Raw genomic sequence first — 15537 nt, forward strand, 5'->3', positions numbered from 1 at the left:
CACCTGGTGGGTCCTTTGCGCATATGTGGGCGCGGTAGACTGACAGAGTCAGCAACCTTTAACACCGTCCAGAGAGGCGGAGAAGGGAGCGGAATGAGCACGCGTGTTGTGCTTCAGGAAGCCGATATCACACGGGCTTTGACCCGTATCGCACACGAAATCATCGAGTCCAATAAGGGCACGGATTCCCTCGTTCTGTTGGGAATCCCCACCCGCGGCGTGAATCTCGCCCAGCGAATTGGTGCTCTGATTTCGTCCATCTCGGGCGAAGAGATCCCCACCGGATCCCTCGATGTCACGATGTTTCGTGATGACCTCGCCCGCCAGCCGGTGAGAAGCCCGGGGCCGACGATCATCCCCGACGGCGGCGTTGATGCCAAGACCGTCGTTCTTGTCGACGACGTGCTGTTCTCCGGTCGTTCCATTCGCGCGGCGCTTGACGCGCTCGGCAGTGTCGGGCGTCCGCAGGTCGTGCGACTCGCGACGCTGATCGATCGTGGGCACCGCGAACTGCCGATTCGTCCCGACTTTGTCGGCAAGAACCTTCCCAGCGCGCGTGAGGAACGCGTGCGTGTGCGACTGGTTGAAACCGACGGCATTGACGAGGTGACGATCGAATCATGAGGCACCTGCTTGACACCCAGTTTCTCGCCAAGGATGATGCGCTGCGCATTCTCGACGTGGCCGAAGACATGGTCGACTCGCAGACTCGCGAGATCAAGAAACTTCCGACCCTGCGCGGCAAGACCGTCGTCAACCTCTTCTTTGAAGACTCCACGCGCACCCGAATCTCGTTTGAGGCGGCAGCCAAGCGACTCTCCGCCGACGTCATCAACTTCGCGGCCAAAGGTTCCAGCGTTTCTAAGGGCGAAAGCCTGCAAGACACCGCACAAACCCTGCAAGCCATGGGCGCCGATGCTGTCGTGATTCGACACGGCGCCTCCGGCGCGCCGCGCACGTTGGCAACGAGCGGTTGGATCAGCGCCGGCGTGGTGAATGCCGGAGATGGAACGCACGAGCATCCGACACAAGCGCTGCTCGACGCGTTCACGATCCGCAAGCGGTTGCACGGCGCGGCGAGCCGCGGCAAAGACCTCTCGGGAGCCAAGGTCACGATTGTCGGCGACATTCTGCACTCGCGGGTTGCCCGCTCCAACGTATGGCTCCTGCGCACGCTGGGCGCCGCCGTCACGCTTGTCGCGCCGCCCACCCTGGTTCCGCAAGACGTGCGTGCGTGGCCGGTCACCGTCGAGTACTCGCTGGATGCGGCGATCGCGGCCGCGCCCGACGCGCTGATGATGTTGCGAATCCAATCCGAACGCATGAATGCGGCATATTTCCCCACTGAGCGGGAGTATTCCCGCCTCTGGGGTCTGGATCCGGAACGATTGAACGCTCTGCCAGAGGGTACGATGGTTATGCACCCCGGCCCCATGAACCGCGGACTGGAAATTTCCTCCGCCGCTGCTGATTCTGCGCGCTCGACGGTGCTAGAACAGGTCGCGAACGGCGTTGCCGTGCGCATGGCTGTGCTTTATCTCCTGCTGGCCGGAGAACGAACCCACGAGGAACGAGAGGATGACCGATGAGCGAACGGATTCTCATCTCGGGAGCACAGATCGAAGGCGGCGCGGCCGCCGACATCCTGATTGCAGATGGCCGCATCGTTGAAGTTGGAACGGCGCTGAGCGACAAAGACGCGCGGCGAATCGACGCCGACGGCCTGGTTGCCCTTCGCGGTCTTGTTGATCTTCACACGCATTTGCGTGAGCCGGGCTACGAGGCGTCTGAAACGATCTTGACCGGCACGCGTGCCGCGGCCGCCGGTGGTTTCACCGCCGTGTTCGCCATGCCGAACACCTCGCCGGTCGCTGACACCGCGGGTGTCGTGGAGCAGGAGCTTGCTCTCGGCGAGGCCGCCGGGTACGCAACGGTACAGCCGATTGGCGCGGTCACCGTTGGTCAAAAGGGTGAGCGCCTTGCCGAGCTCGGCGCGATGGCCGCGTCGCGCGCCAACGTTCGCGTTTTCAGTGACGACGGTTTCTGCGTTTTCGATCCGCTCATCATGCGTCGCGCGCTCGAGTATGTGAAGAGCTTTAACGGCGTCATCGCGCAGCACGCGCAAGACCCGCGCCTCACCGAAGGTGCCCAGATGAACGAGGGTGCCGTTTCGGCTGAGCTCGGGCTCACCGGCTGGCCCGCGGTTGCCGAAGAGTCGATCATTGCGCGTGACGTGCTCCTCGCCGAACACGTTGGTTCACGCCTGCACGTGTGCCACCTCTCTACCGCTGGCTCGGTCGACATCATTCGCTGGGCCAAGAAGCGTGGCATCAACGTGACGGCAGAAGTCACCCCGCATCACCTCCTGCTCACCGACGAGTTGGTGCGTGGCTATGACGCTCGATACAAGGTGAATCCGCCACTTCGTCGTCACGAGGATGTTCTCGCGGTGCGCGAAGGCCTGGCAGACGGAACCATCGACATCGTCGCGACGGATCATGCGCCGCACCCCTCCGAGAACAAGACGTGCGAGTGGTCCGCCGCAGCAAACGGCATGGTCGGGCTGGAAAGCGCCCTTCGTGTAGTTCACGCGGCGATGGTGGAGACCGGGCTGCTGGGCTGGGATGACGTTGCTCGCGTGATGTCAAGCGCACCCGCGCGCATCGGTAGCCTCGCCGGTCACGGAACACCGATCGCGACAGGGGAGCCGGCAGAACTCACGCTCTACGACCCGTCCGTTCGAGGCACGTTCCAGGTCGGTGACCTGCGCGGCCGAAGCGTCAACTCGCCCTACCTCGGCACCGAACTGCCTGGTCAGGTTCGGTTCACCATTCATCGCGGATACCTCACGGTCGCCGACGGCGAGTTGGTGGAGGTGAACGCATGACCCGCGAACTTGCCATCGGCATCACGATCGGTGTCGGCGTCTTGATCTTGGCTGGCATGGCATGGGGTTGGCGACGACGATCCCGGCGCGACTCGGCGCTACAGGCGCCGGTTGGTGAGCTCGGCGGCGACGTCGTGGGCTCGTTCTCCGGCCTCTACGTTGCGACCACCGAGCACGATGAGCCGCTTAACCGCCTCGCGATCAGGCACCTCGCGTTCCGCTCCAAGGTGACGGCTACCGTCACCACCGAAGGCATCAACCTCGTGATGCCTGGCAGCCCGACCATCGGTCTGGCAAAAGCCTCACTCATCGGTGCCGGCCGCGCGACGTGGACCATCGACCGGGTGGTCGAAAAGGACGGCCTCGTCTTTATCTCGTGGCAGGTCAACGACACCACCGTCGCAGACTCCTATCTGCGCCTGCAGGAGTCCAACCCCACCTCTTTCTTGGAGGCGCTCGATCGCGTGCTTCCGAACACCACTGCAACAGGAATCTGACGCAATGTCTTTGTTTTCAATTGAACCCGCCGTTCTCGTTCTCGAAGACGGCAGCCGCTTCCCGGGTGCCGCCTACGGTGCCCGTGGCACGACGATCGGCGAGGTTGTCTTCTCCACCGGCATGACCGGCTACCAAGAGACCCTCACCGACCCGAGTTATGCCGGGCAGATCGTGCTGCAGACCGCGCCGCACATCGGCAACACCGGAATGAATGACGAAGACCCGGAGTCGCGTCGCATCTGGGTTGCGGGCTACATCGTGCGTGACCCCTCCCGCGTGGTATCAAACTGGCGTGCCGATGAGTCGCTGGATGCGGCGCTGGAGCGCGACGGCATCGTCGGCATCAGCGGAATCGACACCCGCGCTGTGACGCGCATCATCCGTTCCGTCGGTAGCATGCGCGGCGCGATCTTCTCCGGCGACGCCGCAAACATCGCCGACGAAGAACAAATGCGCATCGTGCGCGAAGCGCCACTGATGGCCGGTCAAAATCTTTCAGCCGACGTCTCCGTTGCGGTGGCAGAAGTGACGGCAGCGGTGGGCGAGCGCATCGGCAACCTTGCCGTCATCGACCTGGGCGTGAAGCAAGCGACCATCAACAACCTCGCCGAGCGTGGCTTCGAGGTACACGTGATGCCGCAGACCAGCTCGATTGAAGACATCACGGCAATCGAACCCGTCGCCGTGTTCTACTCCAATGGCCCGGGTGACCCGGCAGCATCCGACGGACACGTGGCGTTGCTGCGCAGCGTGCTCGACGCCGGCTACCCCTTCTTCGGCATCTGCTTCGGCAACCAGCTGCTGGGGCGCGCGCTCGGACTCGGCACCTACAAGTTGCCGTTTGGGCACCGTGGCATCAACCAGCCGGTGCTGGATAAGACGACCGGCCGGGTAGAAATCACCGCACACAACCACGGCTTCGCCGTTGATGCGCCCATCGATGGCGCGTTTGACAGCCCCAACGGCTACGGCAAGGTCGAAGTCAGCCACATTGGCCTGAACGATCAGGTCGTTGAGGGCCTGCGCGCGCTCGACATTCCCGCCTTTAGCGTGCAGTACCACCCGGAAGCTGCGGCAGGTCCGCACGACGCCAACTACCTGTTTGACCGCTTCCGCGACATGGTCATCGCGCACAACGACACGAAGGACTCGAAGTAATGCCGAAGCGCGACGATATCAACAGCGTTCTCGTGATCGGCTCCGGTCCGATCGTCATCGGCCAGGCTGCCGAGTTTGACTACTCCGGCACCCAGGCGTGCCGTGTGCTGCGCGAGGAGGGCGTGCGCGTCATCCTGGTCAACTCCAACCCGGCCACCATCATGACCGACCCCGACTTCGCGGACGCGACCTACATCGAACCGATCACCCCCGAGGTCATCGAGACGATCATCGCGAAGGAGAAGCCCGACGCGATTCTGCCGACGCTCGGCGGCCAGACGGCATTGAACGCTGCGATGGAGTTGGACGCACTCGGCATTCTCGACAAGTACGGCGTCGAGCTGATCGGTGCCAAGGTCGAAGCGATCAAGAAGGGCGAAGACCGCCAGATCTTCAAGGATCTGGTGCTCGAATGCGGCGCCGACGTCGCAAAGTCGGTCATCTGCCACACCATGGACGAGCTGCTTGCCGGTGCTGAACTGCTGGGCTACCCGCTCGTGGTGCGCCCGTCCTTCACCATGGGCGGTCTCGGCTCTGGCTTCGCCTACAACGAAGAAGACCTGCGCCTGATTGGTGGCGCTGGCCTGCACGACTCACCCACGAACGAGGTGCTGCTTGAGGAGTCAATCCTCGGGTGGAAGGAGTACGAGCTTGAGCTGATGCGCGACACGTCCGACAACACGGTCGTCGTCTGCTCGATTGAAAACGTTGACCCGGTTGGTGTGCACACCGGCGACTCGATGACGGTTGCGCCGGCGTTGACCCTCACCGACCGCGAGTACCAGAACCTGCGAAACATTGGTATCGAGATCATCCGCGCCGTTGGCGTCGACACCGGTGGCTGCAACATTCAGTTTGCCATTGATCCGACCAACGGTCGCGTCATTGTCATTGAAATGAACCCGCGTGTTTCGCGTTCGTCGGCGCTGGCATCGAAGGCGACGGGCTTCCCGATCGCGAAGATCGCCGCGAAGCTGGCCATCGGTTACCGCCTCGATGAGATCCCCAACGACATCACCGAGGTCACCCCGGCAAGCTTCGAGCCGACCCTGGACTACGTCGTCGTTAAGGCACCGCGTTTTGCCTTCGAAAAGTTCCCAGCCGCAGATGCGACGCTGTCGACCACCATGAAGTCGGTGGGCGAGGCCATGGCCATCGGGCGCAACTTCACCACCGCATTGCAGAAGTCGCTGCGATCCCTCGAAAAGCGTGGCTCCTCGTTCCACTGGGGTGCAGAAGAGCGCTCGGTTGACGAACTGCTGACCATCGCGCAGACGCCCACCGATGGTCGCATCGTGACGCTGCAGCAGGCGATGCGCAAGGGCGCGACGATTGAGCAGGCGTTTGACGCCACCGCGATTGACCCGTGGTTCCTCGACCAGATCGCATTGATCAACGAGGTTGCCGCCGGCATCGCGGCGGAGCCGGAGCTTTCGGAGCACGTGCTGCGGGTCGCGAAAGATCACGGTTTCAGCGATACGCAGATTGCGCAGTTGCGCGGAACCACGGAGGCCGAGGTTCGCGGCGTACGCCACGGGCTCGGCGTGCGGCCGGTCTACAAGACCGTCGATACGTGTGCCGGCGAATTTCCGGCGCTCACGCCGTACCACTACTCGTCGTACGACACGGAGACCGAGGTTGCCGCCTCCGACCGCACCAAGGTGGTCATCATTGGTTCCGGCCCGAACCGCATCGGTCAGGGCATTGAGTTTGACTACTCGTGCGTGCACGCCTCGTTTGCGCTCTCAGACGCCGGCTACGAGACGATCATGGTCAACTGCAACCCGGAGACGGTGTCGACTGACTACGACACCTCCGATCGCCTGTACTTTGAGCCGCTGACGCTGGAAGACGTGCTGGAGATTCTGCACGCAGAATCGCAGTCCGGCACGATTCTGGGCGTGGTGTGCCAGCTGGGCGGCCAGACACCGCTCGGTCTTGCCCAGGGCATTCAAGACGCCGGCTACACGATTCTCGGCACCAGCCCGGAGGCCATCGACGCGGCGGAGGAACGCGCTCAATTCAGCGCGATTCTCGACAACGCTGGTCTGGTGGCGCCCCGCCACGGAACCGCGACCGACGTTGCCGGCGCGGTGAAGATTGCCGAGGAGATCGGCTACCCGGTGCTGGTGCGCCCGAGCTTCGTGCTCGGCGGACGCGGCATGGAGATTGTCTACGACACCGCCTCGCTGCGCGACTACTTCGTGCGCATGGATGGTCAAGCCATCATCGGCGAAGGCCGACCGCTCCTGGTCGATCGCTTCCTTGACGACGCGATTGAACTTGACGTTGACGCGCTGTACGACGGTCACGAGCTCTACATCGGTGGTGTGATGGAACACCTCGAAGAGGCGGGCATCCACTCCGGCGACTCCTCCTGCACGCTGCCGCCGATGTCGCTCGGTCGCAGTGACATCGATCGGGTGCGCACGGCAACACTCGGTATTGCCGAGGGTGTTGGGGTTCGCGGACTCCTGAACGTGCAGTTCGCGATCTCCGCCGACGTGCTCTACGTCATCGAGGCAAACCCCCGCGCCAGCCGCACGGTTCCGTTTGTCTCCAAGGCCCTGGGAATTCCGCTCGCCAAGGCAGCCAGCCGCATCATGACCGGCTCCACCATCGCCGAGCTGAAGGCCGAAGGCCTGCTGCCCGCGCAGGATGGCTCCCGCGTGCCGCTGGATGCGCCGGTCGCCGTGAAAGAGGCGGTTCTTCCGTTCAAGCGATTCCGCACGAAAGACGGCCAGACTGTTGACTCCGTGCTCGGCCCGGAGATGCGGTCCACGGGTGAAGTCATGGGTATCGACCGCGACTTCCCGACCGCCTTCGCCAAGAGCCAGGCCGGCGCTTACGGCGGAATCCCGCGTTCCGGCACCGTCTTCATCTCGGTTGCTGACTCTGACAAGCGCGCCGTAATTCTGCCCGCGCACCGCCTGCAGCAGCTGGGCTACAAGCTGGTCGCGACTGAGGGAACCGCTGAGGTTCTCGCGCGCAACGGCATCGCCGTTGACATCGTGCACAAGTTCAGCGAGACGGTCGAATCTGGTGCAACGAACATTGTCGACCTGATCAACGCAGGCGAAATCGACATCGTGGTCAACACCCCCAGTGGGGTTGCTGCCCGCGCCGACGGGTATGAGATTCGTGCCGCCGCTGTTGCCGCAGACAAGGCGCTGTTCACGACGATGGCGGTGCTGGGCGCCGCGGTCTCGGCGATGGACGCGCTGGGAGCACCGTTTGAGGTGCGTAGCCTGCAGGAATACCAGAACGACCGGGTAGCCGCGCTGTCATGACGATTGCGTTTGGCACGAAAACTCGTGAGGCGATTCTGACGCACGGTGCGCTGTGCGTTGGGATCGACCCCCACGAGTCCCTTTTGAACGACTGGAACCTGCCGGTGTCTGCCGCCGGCGCGCGCGAATTCGGTCTGCGCGTCGTAGACGCCTCGGCTGGCGAAGTTGGCTTCGTCAAGCCGCAGGCGTCGTTTTACGAGCGCTTTGGTTCCGCGGGCTTTGCCGCCCTGGAAGACGTCACGCGTGCCGCGCGGGCCGCGGGGATTTTGGTTATTGCCGACGCGAAGCGCGGCGATATCGGAACCACGATGGCTGGCTACGCGCAAGCATGGTTGGCTCCGGGCTCACCCCTGGAAGCTGACGCGTTGACGGTGAGCCCGTATCTTGGGCCAACGTCGCTGCGCGAAACCATGACCTTCGCGCACCAGCACGGCAAGGGGCTCTTTGTGCTTTCGGCAACCAGCAACCCGGAAGCGGGGGAGTTGCAACGTGCTGTTGTGTCGGCCGGTACGGGTCAGGAAAGTGTCGCGGCAGCGGTCATTTCGTCGGTGTCTGCATTTAATGCCGACACCGCGGACGGTCACGGGTGGGGATCCATGGGATTCGTGATCGGTGCAACGGTGGATCAGGCGTCGCTTGGTTTGCCCGCGCAATTGACGCCGCGTGCGCCAATTCTTGCCCCGGGCTTTGGTGCCCAGGGCCCAGCGTTGGCAGAACTAGGGGAGTTGTTCGGTGCAAACGCACCGTCCGTCATTGCGAGCGAAAGCCGCGGCATTCTTCGAGCCGGACCCGTCGGCCTCGAAGATGCTATTCGCTCGCGCAAAAACGAACTGGAGGTTACCCGTGGCTGACGCTCAGCGTCCCCCCGAGGTGGATCGAATCGCCGCTTCTCAGAAGGCCGTTGCGGCACGCCGCGCTCGCGCCGCCCTGAAGCGTGACATCGCCAATCGCGTTGTCACGCCGCAGGAGGTCACCCGGCGGGCATACGCCGACCCAACCTCGGCGCCCGGTACGCTTCGTGTGACGGAGTTTCTGACCGCGATTCCGGCGATCGGTGAGGGAAAGCGTGACCGCATTCTTGCGGACCTTGCGATCTCACCGGTGAAGCGCCTCGGTGGTCTCGGCGCACGTCAGCGTCGCGACATTGCGCACTGGCTTGACGCACGTCTCCCGGAGCCGACGGCACGTCCTCACCGCAGCCGCCTCCTCGTACTCGCCGGCCCCACGGCTGTCGGCAAGGGAACGGTTGCCGCGCACATCCGTGAGGCGCACCCGGAAATTCACCTTTCGGTTTCTGCCACCACCCGCGCTCCGCGCCCGGGCGAGGTTGACGGGGTTCACTACTTCTTCGTCGACGACGCCGAGTTTGACCGCATGATTGGCGCCGGCGAACTGCTCGAATACGCGACGGTTCACAACTCCCATCGCTACGGCACGCCGCGTGGTCCGATTTTTGACGCGATTGCCGCAGGCAAGACCGTGTTGCTCGAGATTGACCTGCAGGGTGCTCGTCAGGTGCGCAGGGCCGAGCCGAGCGCATCACTCGTGTTCCTGTTGCCGCCGTCATGGGATGAGTTGGTAGACCGACTCGTCGGTCGCGGAACCGAGAATGAGGAGGAGCGCGCCCGTCGCCTTCGCACCGCAAAGGTGGAGCTGGCGGCGCAGAACGAGTTTGATCACCGCGTGATCAACGACGACGTGGCTCGTGCCGCCGAAGAAATCGTTTCCCTCGCCACCACCGCGTGATTGTGACGCTGCCCGCGGCAACATGCTGCGGGCAGCGAACAGTCACCGCCAAAAGGGCGTAGACTGGCTTCTTGCGTATGCGCGGATTCCGCCACGCCACGTCTTTTCCACTCCGACACAGGAGGTTCGCCATGGCCGGCACCAACCAGGGCATTATTGACCCGCCCATCGACAACCTGCTCAGCAAGGTTGAGTCCAAGTACGAACTGGTCATCTACGCGTCCAAGCGTGCGCGCCAGATCAACGACTACTACTCCGACCTGCAGGAGGGCAACCTCTTCGACAACGTCGGACCGCTCGTTGACTCGTCTGTTGAAGACAAGCCGCTGACGATCGCCCTTCACGAGATCAACGAGGACAAGCTGCGCCTGCGCGCTGCCGAGTAAATCTCGCTTTATGACCCGCCGTCATGGAATGTCCGTGGCGGCGGGCATATTTGTGTGTGACACATACGACTGGAGCCTGTAATGACTAGCCTGCGCCTGTTCACCTCGGAGTCTGTCACCGAAGGACACCCCGACAAGATCTGTGACCAGATCTCGGACAGCATTCTCGACGATCTGTTGAGCAAAGACCCCAACACGCACGCCGCGATTGAGACGCTCGTGACCACGGGGCTGATTCACGTTGCCGGTGAGCTTCGCACCGACGCCTACGCCGACATTTCGGGAATCGCACGTCGTGTGGTGAACACCATCGGCTACACCTCAAGCGAGACCGGCTTTGACGGCGACTCGTGTGGTGTGACCGTGTCGGTTGGCGAGCAGTCCGGTGACATTCACGCGGGCGTTTCGCAGGCGCTGGAGGCGCGCGAGGGTTCCGCTGATCGCCACGACCTGCAGGGCGCAGGCGACCAGGGCATCATGTTCGGTTTTGCCACCAACGAAACCCCGCAGCTCATGCCTGCATCGGCGTGGCTGGCTCACCGCCTTGCTGAGCGACTCGCTGCCGTTCGACACGACGGAACCATTGCTGAGCTTCGTCCCGACGGCAAGACGCAGGTGACGCTCGGCTACGACGGCTTCACTCCCAAGACCATTGAAGCGGTTGTGGTTTCAACGCAGCACAACCCGCACGTCACGCAGGAGGCGCTTCGCGAAGCCGTGCGCACCCACGTGATCGAGCCCGTGCTGGCCGAGTCTGGCCTGGACGCGCCGGACTACAAGCTTTACTTCAACCCGGCTGGCCCCTTTGAAATTGGTGGCCCCAAGGGTGATGCGGGCCTCACCGGCCGCAAGATCATCATCGACACCTACGGCGGCGCAGCCCGCCACGGTGGTGGCGCATTCAGCGGCAAAGACCCCTCGAAGGTTGACCGTTCGGCTGCCTACGCGATGCGTTGGGTTGCGAAGAACGCGGTCGCTGCGGGTCTCGCCGATCGCCTTGAAGTGCAGGTCGCTTACGCCATCGGCAAGGCAGCACCCGTTGGCCTCTACGTTGAGTCATTCGGCACCGGAAAGATCGACGACGACGCAATCGCGAAGGCGATTACCAGCGTTTTCGATCTTCGTCCGAGCGCCATCATCGAAGAGCTCGACCTGTTGCGCCCCATTTACGCGGCAACCGCAGCGTATGGTCACTTCGGTCGTGAGCTGCCCGACTTCACGTGGGAGAACACCACGCGCGTCGACGAATTGCGCACCGCCGCTGGCCTCTAACATGTCGCAGCGAGTCGTTCGCGTTCTGATCGATTCGCCCCTGCCTCAGCTGGACAGACTGTTCGACTACACGGTTCCGGACGCACTCGAAAGCCAGGTGCAGCCGGGCGTTCGCCTCAGAGTGCCGTTGCGCACCGTGGGGCGAATTGTCGATGCCATCGCGATTGAGGTGGCCTCGGCAACCACAACAGACCGGCCGCTCAGCGAAATCGACAGCGTCGTTTCCGCGGCGTGCGTGGTTCCGCCCCCGCTGTACGCCCTCGCTCGCAAGGTCGCTGACCGTGCCGGCGGCTCTGCGGGCGACATTCTTCGTCTCGCGGTGCCCAAGCGGCAGGTGCGGGTCGAGAAGCAATGGATGGCTGCCCCGGAACCAGAGGCTGCATCCGTTGCCGATGACGCGGTTTCATACGCAAAGACTCTGATCGACGACTATCCGGGGCTTGCCGACGGCATTGCAGAGCGCGGACGCTTGGCGCTCACGGCGATCGCGCACCCGGTGACAACGTCTGATGGTGACACCGTGGGGGCGTGGGCGATGCTGGTTGCCGCGATGGCGACCGAACGACTCAGCCACGGGGAGAGCACCGTCGTCGTCGTTCCGGACTATCGCGACCAGGATGCGGTCATGACCGCGCTTCGTGATTTCGTCTCCGACGACGCGATCGCACGCGTTGACGCCCGGCAATCGGGCCCCGACCGCTACCGCAACTTCTTGCGAACCCTTGCCGCGGCCCCGGTGATCGTGGTGGGCAACCGCTCGGCGGTGTATTCCCCGGTCAGTGCCAGCCTGATCGTGATGTGGGACGACGGCGACAGCCTGCTGGAGGAGCCGCTGGCGCCCTACGTTCACGCGCGCGATGCTGCGCTGGTGCGGCAAGAGCTGACCGGGTGTGCTCTGGTGTTTGCCGGGCACACCCGCACGACTGATGTGGAGCGGTTGGTCGGCCTGGGATACGTTCAGTCGATTTCTGCGGCACGGCGTTATGCGCCGAGCACGGTGCTCACGGCATCGACCGACACCGAAGCGCCCGGAACCCGTATTCCGTCTAGCGCCTATCGTGCGGTGCGGGAGGCGCTGGCCACCGGCCCCGTGCTGGTGCAGGTATCTCGGCCCGGGTACGCCCCGGTGTTGGTGTGTGCGCAGTGCCGCGCACCCGCCAAGTGCCTGCACTGTTCCGGTCCGCTGCACGCGAAATCGCGCGGCGCGGCGCCACAGTGTCGCTGGTGCGGGCGAACCGCTCACGGCTGGAAGTGTTCGGAGTGCAACTCTGTTCAGGTGCGGCTGGCCTCTTCCGGCAGTGAACGCACGGCAGATGACCTTGGTCGCGCCTTCCCCGGTGTGCGGATCGTGGTTTCTGACGGCGAACACACCGTGATGGAAGTCGGAGAATTACCGGTACTGGTGGTGGCAACGCGCGGCGCGGAACCGGTCGCCGCCGGCGGCTACCACGCCGTCTTGCTGCTTGACGGCGACCGCATGCTGATGAGCGATGACCTCCGGGTTGCCGAATCCTGCTTGCGCTGGTGGTCAAACGCCGCCGCGTTGGCCGCGCCGGGAGCACCGGTGCACCTGGTTGGTGTGACGGGGCTCATCGCCCGAGCCTTTGCCACGTGGTCTCAGGTGGCGTTCGCCCAGGCCGAGCTCACCGAGCGGGCACCGCTGCGGATGCCACCGACGGTGCGCGTCGCCATGCTGGAGGGTGACCACGAGTCGCTGACCACCGCGCTTCGTACCCTGCGCGAGGATGTGCCAGCCCTGCCGCGCGACGCTGTTCTCGGGCCGCTCGCACTCGAGGCCAACGCTGACGAGTTGGCACGAGCCCTGATTCGTTACGACTATGCCCTGGGTCATGCCGTCATCACCTCGCTGCGGGCGAGTGTCATCGCCGCCGCGGTTGCCGGCAGAAGAAGCACCAGAACCCGCCCGCAACGCCCCCCGCGCGCGACGCTCAAGTTGCGCGCCGATGTCGCAGACCCGCAACTGTAAGGACTCTCATGCGTATTGCTTTCGCCGGAACGCCGGCCGTCGCCGTGCCAACGCTTCGAGCGCTCGTCGCGTCTGGTCACGATGTAGCTGTGGTGATCACCCGACCCGACGCGCCTCTCGGTCGCAAGCGCGTCATGACGCCGTCGCCTGTCGCCGAGGCCGCGGCTGAACTCGGTATCGAGGTGATCAAGGCGGCTCGGCTCGACGACGCGACGACCGCACAGATCGCCGCACACAACATAGACCTTGGCGTCATCGTCGCCTACGGCGGGCTGGTGCGTGAGCCGCTGCTGAGCACGCCAACACATGGCTGGATTAACCTGCACTTTTCGTTGCTCCCGCTGTGGCGAGGAGCGGCGCCCGTGCAACGGTCGATGATGGCGAACGATGCGGTGACGGGCGTCGCCGTGTTCCAGCTCGTTCCCGCACTCGACGCTGGCGATCTCTTCGCGATCGACGAGGTTCCGATGCCTAAAGACGCGACGGCCGGTGAGTTTCTTGCCGAACTTGCCGAGCGAGGAGCGCCGGTTGTCGTCGATGTGGTGCAGCAGATCGCCGATGGATCGGCGGTCGCCAGCGCGCAGGTCGGTGAGCCCACGACGGCCGCCAAGCTGGAGCGAGAAGACGGCCGCATCGACTGGAACCAGGCATCGGGTGCCGTATACGCCCACCTTCGAGGCGTAACGCCCGAGCCCGGCGCCTTCACGACCATCGACGGTACGCCGCTCAAGGTGCTTCGTGCGGCGCGTTCGGCAAGCACCCGGCGTCCCGCGCCGGGGGAGTTGACCTTCGACAATGGTTCCGTCATCATCGGCACGGCCACGGCGCCGCTCATCCTCGTGACCGTTCAGCCCGCTGGCAAGGCGGCAATGGCTGCCGCAGACTGGTGGCGCGGACTACGCACCGAAACTTTGAAAGCAGGATCATGACCACCTACGCCGCACCCGCTCGCCGCGTGGCTTATGAGGTTATTCACGCCGTATCCACCTCAGATGCCTATGCCAACCTGGCTCTGCCGGTCGCCATCCGCAGGCAGGCGCTGAGCCCGCAAGACGCCGGCTTTGCGACCGAATTGACCTACGGAACCCTGCGCCGCCTCGGCACCTATGACGCCATTATCGAGATGGCCTCCAAGCGCGATATCGACACCGTTGAACCCGCGGTGCGCGATGCCCTGCGCCTCGGCATTCACCAGGTGTTGGCGACGCGCGTTGCCGATCACGCCGCCGTCAACGAGACCGTGCAATTGGTGCGTGACATGGTCGGAAACCGGGCCACCGGATTCGCGAACGCGGTGATGCGTCGCGTCGTTGAGGCAGACCTGCAAACCTGGCTTGCGCGTCTGGAAGAGGCCGCCCGCTCCGACGACGAGCGTCTGTCTGTAATCGCATCCCACCCGGTGTGGGTGATTCGCGCGTTCCGTCGCGCCCTGGCCGCAGAAGGGCGAGCCGACGAGCTCGAAGCTCTGCTCGCCGCCGACAACGCATCGCCGTCGGTCGTCATGGCGGCGCTGCCCGGCCTCGCCGAGATTCCAGCCGACGCCACCCGAACCGCCGGATCTCCCGTCGGTTTCCAAAGCCCCGGCGGCGACCCGGCGGCCACCGTTCGTGAGTCTGAGGGCCGGATTCGCGTGCAAGACGAAGGCTCTCAGCTCGTTGCCCTGGCCCTCACGCGTTCGAGTGAGATCAAACCGGGGGAGAAGTGGTTGGATCTGTGCGCAGGCCCCGGAGGAAAGACGGCCATTCTCGCTGCCGAGGCGCTCGCTGGCGGAGCAACGCTCGAGGCGAATGAGGTCACCCCTGCCCGCGCGGGCTTGGTGCGCCAGGCCATTGCAGGAATCCCTCTTGACGTTGTCGTCCACGAAGAAGATGGCCGCGACTTCGCCGCCATGCGCCCCAACACGTACGACCGCATTCTGGTTGATGCGCCCTGCACGGGCCTTGGCGCACTCCGACGGCGCCCCGAGTCGCGCTGGCGCAAGCAACCCAGCGACGTCGCAGAACTCGCCGACCTGCAGTTCCAGCTTCTCGACGCGGCGCTGATGGCGCTGAAGCCCGGCGGAACCCTCGCTTATGTGACGTGCTCGCCGCACCTGGGTGAGACCACAGGCGTGCTCACGCACTTGAACCGCGCCGTCGGTGACGAGTACACCGAGCTCGATGCCCGCGCCGCGGTGCAAACGGTGTCTCGCACTCCGCTTGACCTGCCCGCCCCGCTCGATGGTTCCGGGCGTGCGCAACTGTGGCCGCACCGCCACGGCACCGACGGCATGTTTCTGTCTCTGCTGCAGAAGAAGGCGTGAGGCGCACGATA

Annotated in this window: 13 protein-coding genes; all 13 read left to right on the forward strand. The window is 64.3% G+C overall.

The features are described 5' to 3' along the window. Positions 1–93: 93 nt before the first annotated feature. The 13 genes from pyrR to FVP60_RS00620 all read left to right on the forward strand — a co-directional run bounded on the left by pyrR (position 94) and on the right by FVP60_RS00620 (position 15526). Positions 94–624: a bifunctional pyr operon transcriptional regulator/uracil phosphoribosyltransferase PyrR gene (pyrR, locus tag FVP60_RS00560; RefSeq protein ID WP_147824340.1), complete on the forward strand. Its 531-nt coding sequence runs from the start codon at positions 94–96 to the stop codon at positions 622–624. Continuing rightward, the gene (locus FVP60_RS00565) at positions 621–1589 is read left to right on the forward strand and encodes an aspartate carbamoyltransferase catalytic subunit (RefSeq protein ID WP_147824341.1); all 969 of its coding nucleotides are present in this window, start codon (positions 621–623) and stop codon (positions 1587–1589) included. Before pyrR ends, FVP60_RS00565 begins: the two co-directional genes overlap by 4 nt. After that, entirely contained in the window at positions 1586–2887 is a 1302-nt protein-coding gene (locus tag FVP60_RS00570) for a dihydroorotase (protein WP_147824342.1), read from the forward strand. Before FVP60_RS00565 ends, FVP60_RS00570 begins: the two co-directional genes overlap by 4 nt. After that, positions 2884–3384, forward strand: coding sequence for a PH-like domain-containing protein (locus FVP60_RS00575; protein ID WP_147824343.1), 501 nt, complete (start codon positions 2884–2886; stop codon positions 3382–3384). The genes FVP60_RS00570 and FVP60_RS00575 overlap by 4 nt, the downstream gene beginning before the upstream one ends. Positions 3385–3388: 4 nt before the next feature. Next, complete coding sequence (carA, locus tag FVP60_RS00580; RefSeq protein ID WP_147824344.1) at positions 3389–4543, forward strand: glutamine-hydrolyzing carbamoyl-phosphate synthase small subunit; 1155 nt, start codon at positions 3389–3391, stop codon at positions 4541–4543. After that, positions 4543–7833: a carbamoyl-phosphate synthase large subunit gene (carB, locus tag FVP60_RS00585; RefSeq protein WP_147824345.1), complete on the forward strand. Its 3291-nt coding sequence runs from the start codon at positions 4543–4545 to the stop codon at positions 7831–7833. The genes carA and carB overlap by 1 nt, the downstream gene beginning before the upstream one ends. Continuing rightward, on the forward strand, positions 7830–8684 hold the full coding sequence (gene pyrF, locus FVP60_RS00590; protein WP_147824346.1) for an orotidine-5'-phosphate decarboxylase: 855 nt from the start codon (positions 7830–7832) through the stop codon (positions 8682–8684). The genes carB and pyrF overlap by 4 nt, the downstream gene beginning before the upstream one ends. Then, positions 8677–9579: a guanylate kinase gene (gene gmk / locus FVP60_RS00595; RefSeq protein WP_147824347.1), complete on the forward strand. Its 903-nt coding sequence runs from the start codon at positions 8677–8679 to the stop codon at positions 9577–9579. Before pyrF ends, gmk begins: the two co-directional genes overlap by 8 nt. Positions 9580–9710: 131 nt before the next feature. Beyond that, complete coding sequence (gene rpoZ, locus FVP60_RS00600; RefSeq protein WP_147824348.1) at positions 9711–9965, forward strand: DNA-directed RNA polymerase subunit omega; 255 nt, start codon at positions 9711–9713, stop codon at positions 9963–9965. Positions 9966–10046: 81 nt separating this feature from the next. Continuing rightward, positions 10047–11237, forward strand: coding sequence for a methionine adenosyltransferase (gene metK / locus FVP60_RS00605; protein ID WP_147824349.1), 1191 nt, complete (start codon positions 10047–10049; stop codon positions 11235–11237). 1 nt (position 11238) lies between these two features. Next, positions 11239–13224, forward strand: coding sequence for a primosomal protein N' family DNA-binding protein (locus tag FVP60_RS00610; protein ID WP_147824350.1), 1986 nt, complete (start codon positions 11239–11241; stop codon positions 13222–13224). 8 nt (positions 13225–13232) lie between these two features. Then, complete coding sequence (gene fmt / locus FVP60_RS00615) at positions 13233–14153, forward strand: methionyl-tRNA formyltransferase (RefSeq protein WP_147824351.1); 921 nt, start codon at positions 13233–13235, stop codon at positions 14151–14153. Beyond that, positions 14150–15526, forward strand: a complete 1377-nt coding sequence (locus FVP60_RS00620) for an RsmB/NOP family class I SAM-dependent RNA methyltransferase (RefSeq protein ID WP_147824352.1) — start codon at positions 14150–14152, stop codon at positions 15524–15526. The genes fmt and FVP60_RS00620 overlap by 4 nt, the downstream gene beginning before the upstream one ends. Positions 15527–15537: the final 11 nt, after the last annotated feature.

Origin of the sequence: Microbacterium mitrae (assembly GCF_008017445.1) — a bacterium.
In the GTDB taxonomy this organism is placed as follows: domain Bacteria; phylum Actinomycetota; class Actinomycetes; order Actinomycetales; family Microbacteriaceae; genus Microbacterium; species Microbacterium mitrae.

What these genes read in the sequence shown, in the direction of transcription:
- pyrR (WP_147824340.1), top strand. Translation starts at nt 94, where the DNA reads ATGAGCACGCGTGTTGTGCTTCAGGAAGCCGATATCACACGGGCTTTG.
- FVP60_RS00565 (WP_147824341.1), top strand. Translation starts at nt 621, where the DNA reads ATGAGGCACCTGCTTGACACCCAGTTTCTCGCCAAGGATGATGCGCTG.
- FVP60_RS00570 (WP_147824342.1), top strand. Translation starts at nt 1,586, where the DNA reads ATGAGCGAACGGATTCTCATCTCGGGAGCACAGATCGAAGGCGGCGCG.
- FVP60_RS00575 (WP_147824343.1), top strand. Translation starts at nt 2,884, where the DNA reads ATGACCCGCGAACTTGCCATCGGCATCACGATCGGTGTCGGCGTCTTG.
- carA (WP_147824344.1), top strand. Translation starts at nt 3,389, where the DNA reads ATGTCTTTGTTTTCAATTGAACCCGCCGTTCTCGTTCTCGAAGACGGC.
- carB (WP_147824345.1), top strand. Translation starts at nt 4,543, where the DNA reads ATGCCGAAGCGCGACGATATCAACAGCGTTCTCGTGATCGGCTCCGGT.
- pyrF (WP_147824346.1), top strand. Translation starts at nt 7,830, where the DNA reads ATGACGATTGCGTTTGGCACGAAAACTCGTGAGGCGATTCTGACGCAC.
- rpoZ (WP_147824348.1), top strand. Translation starts at nt 9,711, where the DNA reads ATGGCCGGCACCAACCAGGGCATTATTGACCCGCCCATCGACAACCTG.
- metK (WP_147824349.1), top strand. Translation starts at nt 10,047, where the DNA reads ATGACTAGCCTGCGCCTGTTCACCTCGGAGTCTGTCACCGAAGGACAC.
- FVP60_RS00610 (WP_147824350.1), top strand. Translation starts at nt 11,239, where the DNA reads ATGTCGCAGCGAGTCGTTCGCGTTCTGATCGATTCGCCCCTGCCTCAG.
- fmt (WP_147824351.1), top strand. Translation starts at nt 13,233, where the DNA reads ATGCGTATTGCTTTCGCCGGAACGCCGGCCGTCGCCGTGCCAACGCTT.
- FVP60_RS00620 (WP_147824352.1), top strand. Translation starts at nt 14,150, where the DNA reads ATGACCACCTACGCCGCACCCGCTCGCCGCGTGGCTTATGAGGTTATT.